Here is a 20186-nt window from a genome sequence, read left to right as displayed (position 1 = left end):
GATTTTACAAACGTGTGTAGAATTGTTAATTTTGCACCTTAATTAAAAGAATAGCACCAATGTTTGATAATTTATCGGATAAGTTAGATAGAGCCTTTAAAGTCCTAAAAGGGCAAGGACAAATTTCAGAAGTTAACGTAGCAGAAACTTCTAAGGAAATTAGAAGAGCACTTTTAGACGCGGATGTTAACTACAAGATTGCAAAGAACTTTGCAGATAGTGTAAAAGAAAAAGCCCTTGGACAAGATGTGTTGACTTCTGTTTCTCCTGGACAATTATTTACTAAAATTACTCATGATGAATTAGCTTCATTAATGGGTGGTGAAAGTACCGACATTAATCTTAAGGGGAGTCCTGCAGTAATTTTAATTGCTGGTCTACAAGGTTCAGGAAAAACCACCTTTTCAGGAAAATTATCAAACTATTTAAAGAAAAAGAAAGGAAAGAATCCAATGCTAGTTGCTGCCGATGTATACCGACCTGCGGCGATTGATCAATTGCATGTATTGGGAGAGCAGATTAACATTGAGGTATATTCAGATAAAGAAAATAAAAATCCTGTTGAAATTGCTAAGGCTGGTATTACTCATGCAAAAAGTAAAGGTTTTGATGTAGTAATAATAGATACAGCCGGACGATTGGCAGTTGATGAACAAATGATGAACGAAATTGCTGCTGTAAAGCAAGCGATAAATCCATCTGAGATTTTGTTTGTGGTAGATTCCATGACTGGACAAGATGCTGTAAATACTGCAAAAGCATTTAACGATCGATTAGATTTTGATGGTGTCGTATTGACCAAATTAGATGGTGATACAAGGGGAGGAGCTGCATTATCCATTCGCTCGGTAGTAGACAAGCCAATTAAGTTTGTAGGTACTGGAGAGAAGATGGAAGCGTTGGATGTGTTTTACCCAAAACGAATGGCAGACCGTATTTTAGGTATGGGAGATGTTGTTTCTTTGGTGGAAAGAGCACAAGAGCAATACGACGAAGAGAAAGCGAGAAAGCTACATAAGAAGATTGCAAAAAATCAGTTTGATTTTAATGACTTCTTAGATCAAATTGCTCAGATTAAAAAGATGGGTAATATGAAAGATTTGATGGGGATGATTCCCGGTGTAGGAAAGGCCATAAAAAATATGGATATAGATGATGATGCCTTTAAACATATTGAAGCAATGATTCATTCTATGACTCCCCAAGAAAGAGAGCAACCAAAACTAATTGACGGAAGTAGAAGAAAAAGAATCGCTGCAGGTAGCGGTACATCTGTTCAGGAGTTAAATAAATTGTTAAAGCAATTTGATGAAACTAGTAAGATGATGCGCTTAATGGGGAACAAACAAAATATGGCTAAAATGATGCGCAATATGCCAAAAATGCCAGGAAGACCATAAAACATTTTTAAAATACAGAGATGCAATTAATTGACGGAAAGAAAACAGCTGCAGAAATTAAAGATGAGGTTGCTGCAGAAATAGCATTGTTGAAGGATAAAGGTGGGAAAGTTCCTCATTTAGTTGCGGTACTCGTAGGAAGTAACGGAGCAAGTATTACCTATGTAAATGCCAAAATTGAAGCGTGTAAGAAGGTAGGAATGCATTCATCCATAGTTCGACTAAATGATACGGTTTCAGAGAAAGAGCTATTGGAAGAGGTTGCAAAATTAAATAATGATAAAGATGTAGATGGTTTTATAGTTCAACTGCCATTGCCTAAGCATATTAGTGAGAAAAAGGTTACCGAAGCCATATCTCCACAAAAAGATGTGGATGGTTTTCATCCATCCAATATTGGTAAAATGATGCTGAACTTACCCACCTTCTTACCAGCAACACCATACGGAATTCTACAATTAATCGAACGATATAATATTGAGACGAACGGGAAACATTGTGTAGTAGTAGGAAGAAGTGCTATTGTAGGATCTCCAGTTGCAAATCTAATGTCTCGAAATTCTTACCCAGGAAACTGTACGGTTACCTTGACTCATAGTCGAACAGTTAATTTGCCTGAAATAACTAGAACTGCAGATATCTTAATAGTTGCTTTAGGAAAGCCTGAGTTTATTACTGCGGACATGGTAAAAGAAGGAGTGGTAATATTTGATGTTGGGATTACCAGAAAAGCAGACAGCACAAAGAAATCAGGTTACAAGCTATTTGGAGATGTGAAATTTGATGAGGTGGCTCCTAAAGCTTCATTTATTACCCCTGTACCTGGAGGAGTAGGCCCAATGACCATTGTGTCTTTATTAAAGAATACTATACTTGCTGCAAAAGGAAAAATGGAAAGTTAGATTTCCAAAAACCCGTTTATTTGCTCTTCAGAAAAACGATTTCTCACCTTCTCAAAATATACATGTTCTTCGTTTCGGATGTGTTTTTTGATGAGTAAACCCAATACATTAAGTATTTCGAGAGCTTGAGAAGCTCCTTCAGCTTCTTCTAATTGATTACATAATTCTATTATTGATGTGTGTTCTTCCTTCAGTTCCTCTGCCAATTGGTCTAAACTACGCGAAACTCCAGCTGTTTTTTCGAAGAACCTTTCTTGTGTTTTAAAATTTTCTATAATGGCATTGATTTCAATTCCAGCTAAATCCTTGGACTCAATTAGTCTAAGGTGTTTGTGGTGCTCTTGAAAAAGGGTGTTTAGCTGATTCATATCTCTTGTTTATTTAAGGTTAAATATACAATAATGTTGTTTCAATATTTGCTAATGAGTACTTTTAATTCGAAATAAACAATAAATGGCAGCAACGGAATCAAAACTGTGGTATTTAGAGCAGATAAACTTATTTAAGAATTTATCACCTGAAGAAATGTCTGAGATTGATCAAAGAGCGGTAATGAAGTCTGCTGAAAAAAATCAATTTATCTATTTTCCAGAAGAACCCTCTAAGGTGATTTATTTTCTAAAGAGAGGAAGAGTGAAGATTGGTTCCTACTCCGAAGATGGAAAGGAGATTTTAAAAACAGTTTTGTATCCTGGCGAAGTATTTGGTGAAATGGGAATTCTTGGTGAGTCTAAACGTAGGGACTTTGCAATAGCCATGGATAAAGATACTCGACTATGCACACTTAGTATTGAAGAAATGAAGCAAATCATGAGTGGAAACTCTGAATTGAGCTTAGCGGTCACTAAGATGATCGGGGAAAAACTTCGAAAGGTGGAATTAAAGTTAGAGTCTGTAATCTTTAAAGATGCCCGTACTAGAGTTGTAGATCTGATAAAGGAAATGGGAGAATCATATGGAGTTAAAGTGGGGGAAGAAACATTGATTAAGCACAATTTAACACATCAAGATATCGCAAACCTTACTGCGACGTCCCGTCAGACAGTAACTACTATATTGAATGAATTGAAGGAGTTAGATTTAATTTATATGGAAAGAAATCGATTCCTAGTTAGAGATTTAAATGCGCTAAAATGAATCGAATCTTATATATAGGGCATAATTGCCATCAATGCAAAGAAGTTGTAGACTATCTTATTTCTGTTAATATTCCTCATGAAATTGTAAACATTGATGAGCAAGACATTATTCCACCAGTTCCCCTTTTTGTTTTTCCAGCACTTTTTGAAAATAATGTTTTAGTGGGTTATGGAATAGATATAATTTCTAAAGTAAAGGCTACATTATAATTTTTTTTCTTAATTAATCTTTTGTTTTTTAGACTTTTGTGTTTTTTTCTATTGAAGATACCCAACTATCTTTTAGGCTTAGGCGTATTTCATGTAAACAATCTAAAAATTTATATTATGAAAAAGATTACTTACTTAATGGCCTTCTTCTTTACAGTTGCTTTCAGTAGCTTACAGGCGCAAAACTGTCATGCTGACTTCCAGTATTGGTCGAATGGCTTGACTGCTCAATTTATGGACTCATCGTTCAGTACATCAGGAAACCATTCTCATAGTTGGGATTTTGGAGATGGTCAGAGTGCATTTACTCAAAGTCCTGCACATACTTATAGTCAGGCTGGTACTTATACGGTTTGCTTAATGATTGCAGACACTTTATGTGGTGATACAATTTGTAAACCAGTAACAGTTTCAAACCCAAATCCTCCATGTACAGCTAGTTTTAATAGTTCAGTAGATTGGGCTACAAATGCCGTTACTTTCACGAATACAACTCCTCCAACATCTCCTTTAACTTATGCATGGGACTTTGGTGATGGCTCGCCATATTCAACTGTAACAAGTCCAACACACACTTATGCTACAACAGGAGTATATGTGGTTACACTATACGCTGCTGGAGCCGGAGTTGCTTGTCAGTATACTGATACTATTAATGTTCATTATTGTAATTCTTCTTTTACTTCTCAAGTTTTAGGTAATACAGTAACCTTAACAAATACTTCTTATGCTTCGGTATGGAGTTCGGCATACTACTGGGATTTCGGTGATGGAAATTCAAGTACAGCAGTGAATCCAACACATACTTATGCCTCTTCAGGTGTTTATACAATTACATTGACTACTGATGATTCATTAATCAATTGTTTATCAACTTACAGTGATAGTGTTGTAATTGGAACTACACCACCTCCAGCGAGCTGTAACGCTAGTTATACGATTATGAAAGATACTACTGCTCAGTATAGCGTTTATTTAATTAACACTTCATCTAACTTAAGTTCTCACATTTATACTTGGGATTTTGGCGACGGTAACTTCGGATCAGGAAGAACTCCTTCACATCAGTATGCAAGTTTTGGAGACTATGTGGTTTGTTTGCAAATTACAGATACATTAATGAATTGTATTTCGTACTTCTGTGATACAGTAGGTATGGATTCCTTAGGAAACTTAAAATCTGCAGCAGGATTTTCAATCACTGTAATTGATCCAACTCTTGTAGGCATTGAGAAGAATACATCTCTAGAAGAAGTAACAGTTTATCCAAACCCAGCAGTGAGTAACCTTTCTGTTGACTTAAGAGCAATTTCTTCTAAAGTTGAAATTAGAATAATGGATATCTCTGGTAGAGTGATCATGGAAAGAAACAATAATGCATCAGGAAATATTGAGCAATTTGATATCTCAAACCTTGAAAATGGATTATATATCATATCCTTAAATGATGGAAAGTCTCAAAAAACTCAGAAGTTTATAAAGACTAAATAAGAGTGCTACTGAATAGCTTTGAGGGGCAAAAGAATTTTATTCTTTTGCCCTTTTTTTTACCCAACCTTTTCTCTATATATTTCGTCTTTTTAGCATGAAGAGATTTTTTGTTTTTCTTATAATATATTTGGGCTTGGGGGCGTCTCATATGAGTGCGCAAAACTGTCAAGCCGATTTTTATTTTTGGAGTCAGAATTTAACTGTTCAATTTATTGATTCTTCTTTTAGTTCTTTAGGGAATCACTCTTTTTATTGGGATTTTGATGACGGGTCTTCTGATACAATTGCAAATCCTTCACATACTTACAGCCAGTCTGGAACTTATTTCGTAAGCTTGTTGATAGCAGATTCTAACTGTACAGATACCATTTGGAAACAAGTAACAGTATCTAGCCCTTGTATTGCTGATTATTCTTATCAGGTTTTTGATACTACTGGAGAGGTGGGGTTTACCAACTTAACAACGCCTTCAAATGGTTTGACCTATCAGTGGGATTTTGGTGATGGGAGCCCGATAGATACTGCGAAAAGTCCGATACATTACTTTCCAGGCCCTGGAGTATATCTAGTTCAATTAATTGCGATTGGAAATGGATTAACTTGTACTCATTTGGATACGGTTTATGTCAATTATTGTAAGGCGTCTTTTGTTAGCCAATCAGACACTAATGGAGTCGCTCAGTTTATTAATACTTCACTGCCTAACCAATTCTCTACTATCTTTCTTTGGAAATTTGGAGATGGAGATTCGAGTTACACAGTAAGCCCTAGTCATAATTATTCTGCAAGTGGAGTCTATAATGTAAAATTATATATGGCAGATACTATTTCAAATTGTTTAGCAACACATTATGACTCTCTAGTTATAAATATTTCGCCGAAGTGTGAAGCGGGTTTTTTATACTCAGCCAATAAAGACACAATTTCTTTTCAGAACACAAGCACTCCTTTTACTTCTATTTTCTATGATTTTGGTGATGGAAACTCATCAACTACAGAAAATCCATTACATGTTTATGGGCAGCCTGGTACTTATATAGTTTGCCAAACAGTTACCTATCAAGGGCACTGTTCCGATGTATATTGTGATACAATTTCAATCGTTGGAGATTGTAAATCAGGTTTTAATTTTTCAATTTTAGGGGATACAGTTCAGATACAGAATACAGCAACTAATTACAATCGATTAGTATATTATTTTGGTGACGGAGATTCTTCAACTATGGAGAACCCTATCCATTTGTATCAAAATAGTGGAACCTATACTATTCAACAAATTGTATATAATGATTCAATAGCATGTAGTGATACAACTAGTAAAACTATATCAGTTACTATTTCAACTTCATGCGTTGCAAAGTATATAGTTGCAATTGATACCACGGAAATAGGAACATTGTACCTAGTCAATGAATCTTCTAATGTTCCTTCACATCAGTATTTATGGGACTTTGGTGATGGAACTACTTCAACAAACCGTACGCCAACTCATCAATATTCGGAGAATAAAGCATACAAAATTTGTTTGACAGTGAGTGATGTTTCTATGAATTGCACCTCTACATATTGCGACTCTGTTGGGCTTGATAGTACGGGAAATATTTTAAAATCAGGAGGTTTTAAGCTTAAAGTTTTGAATGGTGGATTTATTGGAGTTGAAGAAAATACTACAATGAGTGGACTTAAAGTATACCCGAATCCTACCGCTGATTTTATTGAGATTGAATTTAATTCAATTCTAACAAATACTACTTATTCTATAATAGGAATTGATGGCTCTCTAAAAGTTGAGGGAAATTTAAGTTTGATAAAGAATAGGATTGACTTACAACACCTTTCAGAAGGTTTATACTTCTTGATGATTAATTATGGAAATGAAATAGTAACGAGAAAAGTAATCAAACAATAGTTAAAAGACCGTAGGGTTATTCTATGAAAATAGATAAGGCGCTTCTTGATGACTGCAAAAAGCAGAAGAGGTTGGCTCAAAATCAGCTTTATAATGAGGTGTTTTCATACCTCATGAATATCTGTGTTCGGTATAAAAATGATTATGATTCTGCAGGAGCTAGTCTAAATGCAATTTTCTTGAAAGTTCTAGACCATTTAAATGATTTTAGAAGTGATGAAGCTTTTGTTCCTTGGATGAAACGTATTGCTGTGAACCATCTAATAGATGAGTATCGCAAGGAAAAACGAGAACGGGATAAGCTAGGCTTTCTTGAAGAAGTCGGGTTGTCAAGTCATCCAACTTCTATCCATGAAAAGGAAGCAGAATTAGATTCAGAATACTTATTAGAAATGATTCGTCAATTGCCAACAATGACAGCTAAGGTGTTTAACTTGTATGCAATAGATGGATTTAAACACAGAGAAATTGCTGAATTGTTAGAGATGAGCGAGAGTACATCCAAATGGCATTTGGGAGAAGCGCGTAAAAAATTAGTAGCCATGCTTGAAGTGTATAACGAAAAAGTATCGTGATGAAAGAAGATAATAGTAAAATTGACCAGCTCTTTAGAGAAGGTTTAAAAAAGAACTATCCTGTAGATAGTAATCTTTGGGCCGCTGTAGAGACTCAGTTACCGAGTTCCCCAAAAAGGATGGTGCCTTGGTACTTTAGTTTAAATGGAATTGCCTTAGCATTCGTGTTATTGATGAGTGCAATGATTTCAACTGATACAGTACGAATAAATACCGTTGGGAAATCGGAAGGTGTTTTTGCAAAAGATCATACCACGAAACAGAATCAAACTGAATTAGACGAAGATTATTCTTTTTCTCAAAAGAAGACTCAAGTAGAACAACCTCAAATAAAAACTAACACAACCTCAAATTCAAATACAAAACAGCCTTCAATCATTGATACTAAAAATGATATTGTAGAAACATTAGAGGTGCCTGACGTCTCCACGAAAGGTATAGCGAGGACTAATGCTGCCAATGCTTCACCAGAACCAGTAGTTCCCGATTTTAAGGTTTCGGCTATTAGTGGAAATACCGTTACCCAAAAGTTCGAAGCGAGCGTTAATGATATTAAAATGGAGGATGATTTAGCTAATCCTTCCACAAGAGAAAGTTCAGTAAAGGAAAATAATACTTCAATATCTTTTGCCTCAAAAAATCAGTTCTCTAATTTATCAACTCAGCAGAATGAAATCGAATTAATGGTTCCTAAATTGATGAAATGGAATGCAGTTTTTTCTAATTATAGTTTGCAATTAAATCCTAAGAGGAAAGTGGTCAGCTCCATTATTCAACCTCCAATCCAGCGACAGAAGCTAGCGTTAGAAATAGTTGCAATGCGGTCTTACAAATCAGATAAAATTCTAGCAATGAGTAATGAATCATTGAAAGAATATAAAGAGAATAGTGAAGTGGCAAAGTCTAATTCGAGGATGGGAATAAATTTAATCCGACCATACAAGTTTTTGACATTTGGGGTTGGTGCACATTACATAGTTCAGACCGAACAAGTGGGATATAAGGTGAATAGAGAAGAATTAGGGGTTGACATCTCTTATGATACAACTTATCGAGTGGTTAATTCAAATTTTGTAAGTAATGGAAAACCTGTATTATTGATAGAAAAACAAATCAATGAAATTGAAACTCCTTCTTTCACCTTGGTTGAAGATTATTTATATCGAACCAACACCTTTAAACGTTTATCTATTCCTGTATTCATAGGAGTTCAGAAAAATTATGGACGAATAATGGCAGAATTGCGTGCCGGCTTGGTAGCTAACTACTTGTTTGATCATCAAGGAGCATATATTTCAAAAGATTTAGCTATTACCGAAGATTTTGGTCAATCCAACTCGATCAGAGACTTGGTATACGGGTATCAATTTAACTTAAGTTTAGGATATCAAGTTAATGAGATTGTAGGTGTAGGAGTGAGATGTGGATATGAAGAGGATCTTACATCTTTCACTAAGCAATACGATTCTAGATGGAGAAATCAGAACCTAGGTCTGTGGTTATTGTATCAACCCAACTGGTAATTGCGCTCATTTAACTCTTGTAACACCTAGTCATAAAAAAACCTGCATTGAATTTCAATGCAGGTTTTTTTATGGATTGATTGTCTTAATTTTTTGACATTCTTTTTCTATCTGTTTCATTCAAATAGGTTTTACGCAGGCGAATTGATTTTGGTGTCAACTCAACATACTCATCATTTTGAATGTATTCTAAAGCTTCTTCCAAGCTAAACTTAATTGGCGGTGCTAATCTTACTTTATCATCTGCTCCTGAAGAACGCATGTTGGACATTTTTTTAGATTTAGTAACATTAATTACTAAGTCTCCATCTCTGGAGTTTTCGCCTATTACTTGTCCTGCATATACATCCTCACCAGGCTCAATAAAGAATTTCCCTCTATCTTGTAATTTGTTTAATGCGTAGGCAAAAGAATTTCCGGCCTCTAAAACGATCATTGAACCGTTAATTCTTCCTGAAATTTCGCCTTTGTATGGTTGATATTCTTTGAATCTGTGAGACATAATGGCTTCTCCCGCAGTAGCAGTCATCAATTGGTTTCTCAATCCGATAATTCCTCTCGAAGGAACCTCAAATTCCAATACCATTCTGTCGCCTTTTGGAACCATAGAGAGCATTTCGCCCTTTCTTTTAGTAACCATTTCAACAGCTCTTCCGGAAACTTCCTCAGGTAAATCAATTGTTAATTCTTCAATTGGCTCACATTTTTGGCCATCAATTTCTTTGATAATTACTCTCGGTTGTCCTACCTGTAATTCATATCCTTCTCTTCGCATGGTTTCGATTAAAACAGATAAGTGTAATACTCCTCTACCATAAACGATGAAAGATTCTGCAGTTGCGCCTGGTTCAACTCTAAGGGCCAAGTTTTTTTCTAATTCCTTTTCTAGTCTTTCTTTAATGTGTCTAGAAGTAACCAACTTACCTTCTTTACCAAAGAATGGGGAATCATTAATTGTAAAAAGCATACTCATTGTCGGTTCGTCAATTGCAATGCTTTCCATTGCCTCAGGATTCTCAGCATCAGCGATTACATCACCAATCTCAAAACCTTCTAACCCAACAACCGCAGCAATATCTCCTGCTTGAACTGATTCTACTCTAAGCTTACCTAAACCTTCGAAACTAAATAATTCTTTGATTTTAACTTTAGTAGTTCTTCCGTCTCTTTTAATCAAGGATACAGTCATGCCTTCTTTTAAGGTTCCTCTTTTTAATCGACCAATCGCAATACGACCAGTATAATTAGAGTAATCTAGGGAAGTAATCAACATTTGAGTGTTTCCTTCAGGAACTTCATATTTAGGGATATGTTCTAAAATAGAATCCAATAAAGGAGTGATATCATTTGTTCTTTCTTTCCAATCATAAGAAAACCATTCTTCTTTAGCAGAACCATAAACTGAAGGGAAGTCTAACTGATCTTCCGTAGCATCCAATTGAAACATAAGGTCAAACACTGCTTCATGAACGATATCAGGAGTACAGTTTGGCTTGTCTACTTTATTAATAACAACAATCGGCTTTAAACCCATCGCAATCGCTTTTTGCAATACGAAACGAGTCTGAGGCATAGGGCCTTCAAAAGCATCAACCAATAAAAGTACGCCATCAGCCATGTTTAATACTCGTTCTACTTCTCCTCCAAAATCGGCGTGACCTGGAGTATCAATGATGTTTATTTTAACATCTTTGTACATCATCGAAACGTTTTTAGAAAGGATTGTAATTCCTCTTTCTCGTTCGATATCATTGTTGTCCATGATTAATTCACCTACTTTCTCGTGTTCTTGAAAAAGTTTTCCAGCGGCTAATAATTTATCAACCAATGTGGTTTTCCCGTGGTCAACGTGAGCGATAATCGCAATATTTCTTATGTCTTGCATTGTATTTTAAAATAGGGCGCAAAGTTAAACTTTAATTCCTTCTTATTAATTTATTGCTGATATATTTATGGAATAAAAAAAGGTGACTAGTTTCCTAATCACCTTTTTGACTTTAATTTAATTTCTCTTCTATTTCTCTTCTCTTGGATGTGCTACGTTCACCTTCAAGTTTCTTTCCATAAAAAGATAACTGTCCAATGCTTCTACAGCCTTTGTACCCGCTTCATCTGAAGCCATTTCTACGAAACCAAATCCTTTAGATCGTCCGCTAAATTTGTCAGTTATAATTTTAACTGATACAACATCGCCATATTCAGCGAAGAGATTCCCTAAGTCATCTTCTGTGCACTTGTAAGGAATGTTTCCTACGTAAATGTTCATAATAAAAAATAATATAATGTGGGTACAAAGTAAATAAATTATTCCAAACATCAAATAAAAAAGTGAAATAATAATAGATACTTTACTGAATAGGTTTGTTATAAATTACTTTTGAATGTCTTCTGAAACTCTTCCCATGGTGTGGTTTTATATTCATCAGTTACCAAAAAATGAAGAATTGGTTCCAAGTTTTCAGGTGTTTGGTATCCAGGCACTGACTGTATCAAGTTAAACCCTTCATCTAAATAGACAATGGTTGGATAGCTCATTTTGCCATTCATTAATGCAATGGCAATGTTGTGAGGGTGCCTTCTTTGGTCAGGTTTTTCATTTACAAAGGTTTGGTTGCCTACTGTTATGGTATCTTTCCGTTCGGCGTCTAATTTTACCGCATAATAATGTTGAGACACAAAGTTTACAATTTCAGGATTAGTAAAGGTTGCGGCATCCATTCTTTTACACCATCCACACCAATCAGTATATACATCAATTAGGATTTTTCTGGGTTCTTTTTGAATTTTTTCGAAAGCTTCCTCAATAGAAATCCATTCTATTTTTTCTGCTTTTTGGGCAAATCCAGAAACTGTGTAAAATGACAATAGTAATAGGGGAAGTATTTTTCTCATCTTATAAAATTAATCAAGTTTATGCAGAATTGTCAAGTCTACCGCCTGACAATTTTCTTGTTTGTCATTCTTAAAAGAATACTGCCACTTTACAATAGCCGTGCCTTTTTCTTTAGAGATTGACATTTGATCCACCTTTACAAAACATTGAATAGGTTGATCGGCATAAATTGGTTTTAAAAATTTCCAATTACTCACTTCCAGACCTGCAATAACTGTATGACCAAAAAGGGGTATCCATTTTTTTCGATAAAAGACATTGAAAATATGCGGACCACTAGCGATTAAGCCTTTGAAAAAACTTTGATTAGCAATGTCTATGTTAGTATGAAAATCTAGTGGGTCGTATCTCTTTGCAAAGTCGATTATCTCTTCTTTAGAAAGGCTGATTGAGCCAAAATCGATATTTAGCTTTTCTGAAATTTTCATGAGTTTTGAGTATTACTTTTTGGAGATAAAGGTAAAGTCTTCACCATCCATTAGCCCTGTAATTAAACGCCCTTCAGTTTTTACAGTAAAGCTTTCAGCATTAAGCTTGTTGTAAATTATTCTTTGTGGAAAGTCATGACGGGAATTTCTGAACGTCCATTGGTCTAAGTTTCTTTTCACTAAGGTAAAAAGAATTGGGCCTTGTTGATTTATGGTAGCGATATAACAAATAGCATTATGAATAGTTTTTATGCTCAATTGTTCTTTAAATATGGTATCCGTATCTTTAATATAGTAGCCTGTACCCTCTAATTCTTTATCGGGAGAGATTTCCCAATTTTCTATCATTTTACCACCATCCTCATCTACAGAAACCCATTCTCCAGCTAGCCAATATAGATTTTCAATAGGTTGATTAGCTTCAGGAATATCCTTCTTTTTGTTGCCTTTAGCTACAACGAAGAGGATTAATACCATAAAGCCAATGAGTAATCCAAAAAAGAAGTATTTAATGCCTGATTTCATTCTATTAGTGTATTCCGTGCATCCATTTTCTTAAAGTAGGAACCATTAATAGAAGAATTCCGGAGGCAATAGCTACAACCATAACACCCCAAGTTAGGTATGTGCTAGAATAAGCATTTAATGTTTCCATAACTGTAGGATTTTCACTTCCACCTTCTACTGCTGTTAATTCACCTATTAACCCACCTAATTTATTTCCTAAAGAGATAGAAAGAAACCAAATCCCCATTATGAATCCAACCATTTTCTTTGGAGATAATTTGGTTATCATTGACAATCCAACAGGTGACAAGCTTAATTCACCTGAGGTGTGGAAGAAGTACATCAATACGATAAAGATTACAGGAACAAGACCTTCATTTGCAAAGAATTTACCTCCGATTACTAGTATACCAAACCCCACTGCTATCTGGGAAAGTCCTAAAACAAACTTCATTGGAGTGGAAGGTTCTTTTCCTTTACTTCTCAATTTTATCCACATCCAAGAAAAAGCAGGAGCTAATAGAATAATGAAGAATGAATTAAAGAATTGAAAAATGGATGCAGGTAATTCAGATCCTAATACCATACGATCTACATTTCTTGCAGTAAAGAGAGTGATGGACCCACCGGCTTGTTCGAACAATGCCCAGAATATAGCATGGAATAGAAAAAGGACAACAACTACCCATAGCTTTTGCTGAACAGGTTTTTCCTCGTTTCTAGCATCAAAGATGATATAACCTAAAATTCCTATGCTTAGTACCACGAGAATTATTGTTATTAAGTCGCTTAAGTTTAAGAATAGCGAACAAATTGGTACAAAGAAGATGGCTGCTAAAATGGTAATTAATTGTTTCTTTTTCAGTTTTGGATCATCGATTTTTGTAAAGTTATTTGCTTCTTCTTCTAGACGTTTATTTCGATCTTCAGTTGTCGCGTGCAACAGCTTGATGTCCTCTTTTTCGTCTATTTCCGGAAATGTTTCTAAGCTAGCGGGGTTGATACCTTTCTTCCCAAAAATTTTAGGCCCTGCCAACCAAAATACTAATAAACCAACAAGCATTCCGATACCTGCTAATCCAAATCCATAATCCCAGCTGATTCTTTCACCAACGTATCCGCAAGTTACAATAGAAAGTAGAGCACCAATATTTACCCCCATGTAGAAAATGGTGTAAGCTCCATCTTTTCGGCTATCATTCAGTCCATAAAAGTTTCCTAAAAAGGAAGAAATATTTGGCTTAAAAAAACCATTTCCAACAATTATAAAAGCTAAGGAAAGGAAAAATAGATTTAAGTTACCATGAAAATACATTCCTTCTAATGCTAATGCAAAATGACCTATCATCATCATTACACCACCAAATAAGATAGCTTTTCTAAAACCCAAAACTTTATCGGCTAATACTCCTCCAATCACAGGAAATAAATAGGCCATAGCAGTGTATGAGCCATAAATTCCTAATGATTTAGCATCGGCGTCAGCAAAGCTCATGTCTACAAAAAGCTCTTTCACCATATAGAGGATAAGTAATGTACGCATCCCATAGTAAGAGAATCGTTCCCACATTTCTGCAAAAAAGCAAACAAACAATGCTTTTGGGTGCAATTTTCTATTGGTGAAAATAATTATTGGAACCCAGATAATAACAAATATCCAGGAAACGATCATTATGCCTTTTGCAATATCCATCTTAAGTAAGTTTAGCGTTTATGCCTCTTTTATCTCTATTTGTTCTGTATTTTGAAGTGGAGATTCAGGTTGTGCGTCTTCTGCACCATGAGTTAAGCGCTTCAATGGTTTAAGTAATGCAATAACCAGTAATCCGATAATTGTACAGAAAATAGCAATACCTGTAAAAATTTCTAATTCACCTGCTGATTGTGACCATTCTCCAACTAAGCCCGCCACTTTGTTTCCTAAGCCTGTAGCTGCAAAATATGCACCCATCATTAATGAAGCATATTTTAGTGGAGCTAATTTGGTGATGAACGATAGCGCAACGGGAGATGCACATAACTCTCCAACTGTATGGAATAAATAAGCTAATACTAACCAGTACATAGCTGATTCTCCTTGAGCTTCAAATTCTAGTGATGCCGCAGACATGAATAAAAATCCCCACCCCATGATAATAACACCAATCGCCATTTTAAATAATGAAGAAGATTCTTTTCCTTTCTTTTTCCAGTTATACCAGAAAGCAGCAATAGGTACACCCAAAGTGATAATAAAGAATGCATTCACTGACTGAAACCATGAAGCAGGAACAGTGAAATCTAAAAAGCCTATGTATAAATCAGTTTTTTGTGCGGTATAGATATTCATTAATCCGCCTGCTTGTTCAAAAGCTCCCCAGAAAACTATAATTAAGGCAAATGAGATAAGCATAACTTTCATTCTGTCCATTTCTACCTTTGTTAATGGTCTTTTCTTAGCCTCTGCTTCAGCAGGTGATAAATCTTTTGTGGCTTCACCTACCCCTTTCAAATACTTTTGGCCCCATACAAATACTGCTTGACCCAATAACATACCTATACCTGCTAAACCAAAACCATAATGCCATCCGTAGTTTTCACCTAAATAACCTACCGCAAGTGCCGAAAGAAAAGCACCTACATTAATACCAATGTAGAATATTGTAAACCCCTTGTCTCTTCTATCATCTCCTGGAGGGTATAATCCACCAACCATTGTTGAGATATTGGGTTTTAAACCTCCAACACCTAAAATAATTAATCCAAGTCCGGCATAAAATGCCCAAAGAGCTTCCACTGCTAGTATACCATGTCCAAAACAGAGCAATATTCCTCCCAGCATTACAGTCTTTTTTTGACCTAAATACTTATCAGCAATAATACCTCCTGCGATGGACATAACATAAACGAGCATTGTATATGTTCCATAAAGGGACAAAGCATCACTTTCTTCCCAACCAAATCCGGGGTTGTCTCCGTTAACAGAACTAATTAGGAATAAAACTAAGATTGCTCGCATTCCATAGTAGCTAAATCTTTCCCATAATTCTGTAAAGAATAGAATATATAATCCTTTTGGGTGTCCCCATAAATCTTCATGTTTTTCCATATCGCAGTCTGCTTTTTTTAGATTAAGTGTCCTAAAGTAGTAAATTTTAACTTTAGATAAATGATTGTTTAAATTCTTATAAATTCTCTTTGATAAAATTCGTCATTAAGGTGTACAGGTGAAATCGTGTGTTTCCACCATAAATACCATGATTTTTATCGGGATACGAGAATTGAGTAAATTGTTTGTCTGCATTGACTAGAGCAGTAGTCATTTCAGCGGCATTTTGATAATGCACATTATCGTCTGCAGTTCCATGAACTAATAAATACTTTCCTTCCAGTTTTCCAACGTGATTTATTGGCGAATTATCATCATAACCTTCTGGATTTTCTTGTGGCGTTTGCATGTATCGTTCTGTGTAGATAGAGTCGTAGAACCTCCAGTTAGTTACCGGTGCTACTGCAATTGCCATTTTGAACTGCTCGGCTCCTTTTAGTAAAAGGTTAGAAGACATAAATCCACCGTAGCTCCAACCTTGAACTCCAATTCTATCTCCGTCTACATATAGTAAAGTTGCAAAATGTTTAGCAGCTTCTATCTGATCTAGCACTTCAAGTTTTCCCAGTTGCTTGTAAGTACACTTTTTGAATTCTGCACCCCTAGCACCAGTTCCTCTATTGTCTACAGAAACGACAATATAGCCTTGTTGTGCCAACATCTGATGCCAGAAATAATTGGAACTTCCCCAGCTATCAGTTACCGTTTGTGAGCCAGGACCACCGTAAATTGTTAAAAATACTGGATACTTTTTTGAAGCGTCAAAGTTTGCAGGCTTAATCATCCACGCATTTAAAGAAATACCCTCTGAAGTTTTGAATGAAAAGAACTCTTTTGGAGCAATTGCTAGTTGGTCTAACTTTTCATTAAGAGCTTTATTGTCTTCTAATACTCGCTTTACTTTTCCATCGTTGGTATTCAAAGTAATGTAGTAAGGATGATTGGCATCAGTATGGTAATTGATAAAGTAATCAAATGAGTTACTAAACGACGCATCATTTGTTCCTGCTTTAGCTGTTAATTTCTTTTTAGATTTTCCATTTAATCCTATGCTGTAAACATGTCGTTCCATAGGCGAAACCTCCGCCGACTGAAAGTATACCTTTTTGTTTTTCTCATCAATTCCATACAGTTCAGTTATCTCAAATTCTCCTTTAGTGATTTGATTGACTTTTCCCCCATTTAAAAAATGCTGATATATGTGGTTAAAACCATCTCTCTCACTCAAAACGATGTAACTTTTTTGATCCTCCATAAACTCGATAAAGAAAGGCATTTCAATATAAGTGTCTGAGGTTTCAGTGTAAGTTGTTTTTACTTTTCCTGTAGTTGTATTTGCGATATTGATATCCAACTCATTTTGATGACGATTGCTACATAAAAGAGCTAACTGATTCTCTGATTTCGTCCATTGAATAGCAGTGATGTATTCGTAAGGTTTTGTCAGTTCAACGTCAACTGTATTGCCGTTTTCTAAATGATAAACGTGAATACTCACTTTTGAATTTTCTTCTCCCGCTTTTGGATATTTGAATTCGTAATCAGTAGGGTAGAGGCTTCCGTACATGGCCATATTAAATTGCTTTACTCTACTTTCGTCAAATTTGTAAAAAGCAATCTGGCTGCCATCATTCGCCCACTGAAAAGCTTGAACCAATACCAGTTCTTCTTCATAAACCCAGTCGGATGCTCCATTAATAATTTTATTGTACTCTCCATCTGTTGTAACAGCAGTTTCTTTCATGGTTTTTAAATCCACATAAAAGAGGTTGTTATCTCTTACGAAACCAACTTTGTCTGCAGAGGGAGAAAAGGTGGCATACATTTGTTTGTTGCCATCAGTGAGCTTTTGCAACTTACCAGAATTAAGTTCGACTACAAAGTATTGAGATTTGGACGAGTGTCTATAGATACTTTCTTGGTCTGTGGCAATAAGCATCTTCTTTTCATCTGCACTGAAGCTGTAATCATTGATGGAAATTACTTCGTTATCGTATTTTAAAACTCCTGGCTTTATAATAGTATCTACAGCCTTTCCAGTATTATATGCGTATTTTACTATAAAAGTTCCCTGCTTTGAACGCTCTAAAGTGGTGTAGTGCAGGCCATCTTTCATGGAGGTTAACCCTCTCACATATTTGGGAGAATAACTGTATTTTTTCCAAATGTCTTCTAGTGAAATTTGTCCTGTATTCTGAGCTTTTATAGTGGTAGAAAAGCCGATAATCAATGCTGCTGCAGCAAGATAAATTTTATTCATAAATAGAAAATTAAATTACGAGGCTCGAATTTACTTAAATCTGTTCAAAGTATTTAACAACGCAGTACAAACGGCCTATTGAGCTGATGAATTGTTGTGCATTGGATCGCCATCCTTTTTGTTAGGAAGAGCAATTTGAAATAGGAATCCAAACAAAATAACAAGCGCCGGGCCGATCAGGTTATACCATAAATAACCTATTTCATAGATTCCGCTTCTATTCAAATAAAACAATACTCCGATTAGAATCTGAGAAATCACGGCGGAGATAAAAGTTGCATTTCCTTTAATGTATTTAAAAAAGAAAGCGACTAAGAAAACACCTAAAATGGTTCCATAAAATAGAGAACCTAGGATGTTAACAGCTTCAATTAAGTTCTCGAAAAGACTCGCTAAAGTTGCGAACAGAATAGCGAATACTCCAAATAATCCTGTCAACAGCTTTGATGCTTTTAAATAATGAGTGTCTGAGCCTTCCTTTTTGAAATTTCGTTTGTACATATCAACCGTAGCAGTGGAACCTAATGCGTTTAATTCTGAAGAAGTGGAAGACATGGCTGCGGAGAAAATGACCGCGAGTAATAATCCAATCACACCAATAGGAAGGTAGTTAATAACAAACGTGATGAAGATGTAATCGTCGTCTTTAGTTTCAGCATTCTCATCTACTTTAAGTATGAGTGCTTTACTTTCTTCGCGCATTGCATCTGCCTTCGCTTGCAGTTGATTGATGGTCGTTTTCTGCGCTTCTATTATTACAGTCTCTCCATTTTCTTTGGCTGCTACAAAATCTAACTGTGCTTGCTTTTTGGTTTCAATGAGTTGATTATAATTGCTTTCCAACTGATTGAATTCTTCAGCATATTCTGACTGTTGAATTTTAGCGATGTTTGCTTCATTAAAGTGAATAGGAGGAGTAGTGAATTGATAAAATACGAAAACCATAACTCCTACGAATAGGATAAAAAATTGCATTGGAATCTTCAGCAATCCATTGAACATTAAACCGAGTCGACTTTCTTTGACTGAACTCCCAGAAAGGTATCGTTGCACTTGAGATTGATCAGTACCGAAATAGGAAAGTTGGAGGAATAGTCCACCGATTAGACCTGACCAAATGTTGTATTTGGATTCAGGGTTAAATTCTGTATCGATAATGTTTAATTTGCCCATGGCACCTGCAATGTCCAATGATTGTCCAAAGTTCACAGAGTCTCCAATAAAGGAAATCAGCATTCCAAATGCGATGAACATGCCTAAAAAAATGATTCCCATTTGTTGCTTATGGGTTTGACTCACTGCTTTGGTTCCACCGGAGACGGTGTAAATGATTACCAAAATTCCAATGAAAAGTATGGTAAAATTAAGACTCCAACCGACTATTTGCGATAAAATAATAGCAGGTGCATATATGGTAATTCCTGCTGCTAACCCTCTCTGAATTAAAAACAAAATGGCTGTTAATGCCCGGGTTTTATTATCGAATCTTGATTCTAGAAATTCGTAGGCAGTATAAACTTTTAATCGATAGTATAATGGAATAAAAACGGCTGAAATGATAATCATAGCCAATGGCAATCCAAAGTAAAATTGCACAAAGCCCATTCCCTCCATATAGGCTTGCCCGGGGGTAGAAAGAAAAGTGATGGCGCTTGCTTGCGTGGCCATAACGGATAAACCGATGGTCCACCAATTTGAAGCTTTATCTCCTAGTAAATAACTCTCTATGTTTTTGCTGCCACGTGTCTTCCACACGCCATATGCCACTATGGTAAATAGTGTAGTCAGCATTACTGTCCAATCAATCCAGCTTAATTCAGTCATGTTGTGATGTAATTTCAGTCAACAAGAATAAGCATTT

Annotated in this window: 18 protein-coding genes; 8 read left to right on the top strand and 10 right to left on the bottom strand. The window is 35.6% G+C overall.

Features of this window, described 5'->3' with window-relative positions; translation table 11 throughout:
• Positions 1-59 precede the first annotated feature (59 nt).
• Together ffh and GQN54_RS07465 are read left to right on the top strand one after the other, a co-directional pair.
• Entirely contained in the window at positions 60-1400 is a 1341-nt protein-coding gene (gene ffh, locus GQN54_RS07470) for a signal recognition particle protein (protein WP_160632909.1), read from the top strand.
• A 20-nt stretch (positions 1401-1420) separates the two neighbouring features.
• Entirely contained in the window at positions 1421-2302 is an 882-nt protein-coding gene (locus GQN54_RS07465) for a bifunctional 5,10-methylenetetrahydrofolate dehydrogenase/5,10-methenyltetrahydrofolate cyclohydrolase (RefSeq protein WP_160632908.1), read from the top strand.
• On the opposite strand, the gene GQN54_RS07460 is transcribed toward GQN54_RS07465, so the two are convergent.
• Positions 2299-2670: a hemerythrin domain-containing protein gene (locus tag GQN54_RS07460; RefSeq protein ID WP_160632907.1), complete on the bottom strand. Its 372-nt coding sequence runs from the start codon at positions 2668-2670 to the stop codon at positions 2299-2301. The genes GQN54_RS07465 and GQN54_RS07460 overlap by 4 nt on opposite strands.
• Positions 2671-2755: 85 nt before the next feature.
• On the opposite strand from GQN54_RS07460, the gene GQN54_RS07455 reads away from it, so the two are divergent.
• The 6 genes from GQN54_RS07455 (at position 2756) to GQN54_RS07430 (ending at position 9149) form a co-directional block, all read left to right on the top strand.
• Positions 2756-3439, top strand: coding sequence for a Crp/Fnr family transcriptional regulator (locus GQN54_RS07455; RefSeq protein WP_160632906.1), 684 nt, complete (start codon positions 2756-2758; stop codon positions 3437-3439).
• On the top strand, positions 3436-3651 hold the full coding sequence (locus tag GQN54_RS07450; RefSeq protein ID WP_160632905.1) for a thioredoxin domain-containing protein: 216 nt from the start codon (positions 3436-3438) through the stop codon (positions 3649-3651). The genes GQN54_RS07455 and GQN54_RS07450 overlap by 4 nt, the downstream gene beginning before the upstream one ends.
• A 117-nt stretch (positions 3652-3768) precedes the next feature.
• Entirely contained in the window at positions 3769-5142 is a 1374-nt protein-coding gene (locus GQN54_RS07445) for a PKD domain-containing protein (RefSeq protein ID WP_160632904.1), read from the top strand.
• A gap of 148 nt (positions 5143-5290) precedes the next feature.
• Positions 5291-7051, top strand: a complete 1761-nt coding sequence (locus GQN54_RS07440; RefSeq protein WP_160632903.1) for a T9SS type A sorting domain-containing protein — start codon at positions 5291-5293, stop codon at positions 7049-7051.
• 23 nt (positions 7052-7074) lie between these two features.
• Positions 7075-7626, top strand: coding sequence for an RNA polymerase sigma factor (locus GQN54_RS07435; protein WP_160632902.1), 552 nt, complete (start codon positions 7075-7077; stop codon positions 7624-7626).
• Positions 7626-9149: a porin family protein gene (locus tag GQN54_RS07430; RefSeq protein ID WP_160632901.1), complete on the top strand. Its 1524-nt coding sequence runs from the start codon at positions 7626-7628 to the stop codon at positions 9147-9149. The genes GQN54_RS07435 and GQN54_RS07430 overlap by 1 nt, the downstream gene beginning before the upstream one ends.
• An 85-nt stretch (positions 9150-9234) precedes the next feature.
• On the opposite strand, the gene typA is transcribed toward GQN54_RS07430, so the two are convergent.
• The 9 genes from typA to GQN54_RS07385 all read right to left on the bottom strand — a co-directional run bounded on the left by typA (position 9235) and on the right by GQN54_RS07385 (position 20149).
• Complete coding sequence (typA, locus tag GQN54_RS07425; protein ID WP_160632900.1) at positions 9235-11034, bottom strand: translational GTPase TypA; 1800 nt, start codon at positions 11032-11034, stop codon at positions 9235-9237.
• A 129-nt stretch (positions 11035-11163) separates the two neighbouring features.
• Positions 11164-11415, bottom strand: a complete 252-nt coding sequence (locus GQN54_RS07420; RefSeq protein ID WP_160632899.1) for an RNA recognition motif domain-containing protein — start codon at positions 11413-11415, stop codon at positions 11164-11166.
• 98 nt (positions 11416-11513) lie between these two features.
• Positions 11514-12041: a thioredoxin family protein gene (locus GQN54_RS07415; RefSeq protein ID WP_160632898.1), complete on the bottom strand. Its 528-nt coding sequence runs from the start codon at positions 12039-12041 to the stop codon at positions 11514-11516.
• 9 nt (positions 12042-12050) lie between these two features.
• Complete coding sequence (locus tag GQN54_RS07410) at positions 12051-12470, bottom strand: MaoC/PaaZ C-terminal domain-containing protein (protein WP_160632897.1); 420 nt, start codon at positions 12468-12470, stop codon at positions 12051-12053.
• Positions 12471-12482: 12 nt separating this feature from the next.
• Positions 12483-12995 carry a DUF6265 family protein gene (locus GQN54_RS07405; RefSeq protein WP_160632896.1) on the bottom strand — a complete coding sequence of 171 codons (513 nt, stop codon included), beginning with the start codon at positions 12993-12995 and terminating at the stop codon, positions 12483-12485.
• A gap of 4 nt (positions 12996-12999) precedes the next feature.
• Positions 13000-14670 (bottom strand): peptide MFS transporter, encoded by a 1671-nt coding sequence (locus GQN54_RS07400; RefSeq protein WP_160632895.1) that lies wholly within the window; start codon positions 14668-14670, stop codon positions 13000-13002.
• 18 nt (positions 14671-14688) lie between these two features.
• Complete coding sequence (locus GQN54_RS07395) at positions 14689-16065, bottom strand: peptide MFS transporter (RefSeq protein WP_160632894.1); 1377 nt, start codon at positions 16063-16065, stop codon at positions 14689-14691.
• Positions 16066-16141: 76 nt separating this feature from the next.
• Positions 16142-18325: a S9 family peptidase gene (locus GQN54_RS07390; protein ID WP_160632893.1), complete on the bottom strand. Its 2184-nt coding sequence runs from the start codon at positions 18323-18325 to the stop codon at positions 16142-16144.
• 75 nt (positions 18326-18400) lie between these two features.
• Positions 18401-20149 carry a sodium:solute symporter family transporter gene (locus tag GQN54_RS07385; RefSeq protein ID WP_160632892.1) on the bottom strand — a complete coding sequence of 583 codons (1749 nt, stop codon included), beginning with the start codon at positions 20147-20149 and terminating at the stop codon, positions 18401-18403.
• Positions 20150-20186: the final 37 nt, after the last annotated feature.

It is taken from the genome of Acidiluteibacter ferrifornacis (genome assembly GCF_009909615.1).
GTDB classification, from domain to species: domain Bacteria; phylum Bacteroidota; class Bacteroidia; order Flavobacteriales_E; family Vicingaceae; genus Acidiluteibacter; species Acidiluteibacter ferrifornacis.
The sequence above is the reverse complement of the archived record's forward strand: the minus strand, read 5'-3'. Positions and strand labels throughout refer to the sequence as shown.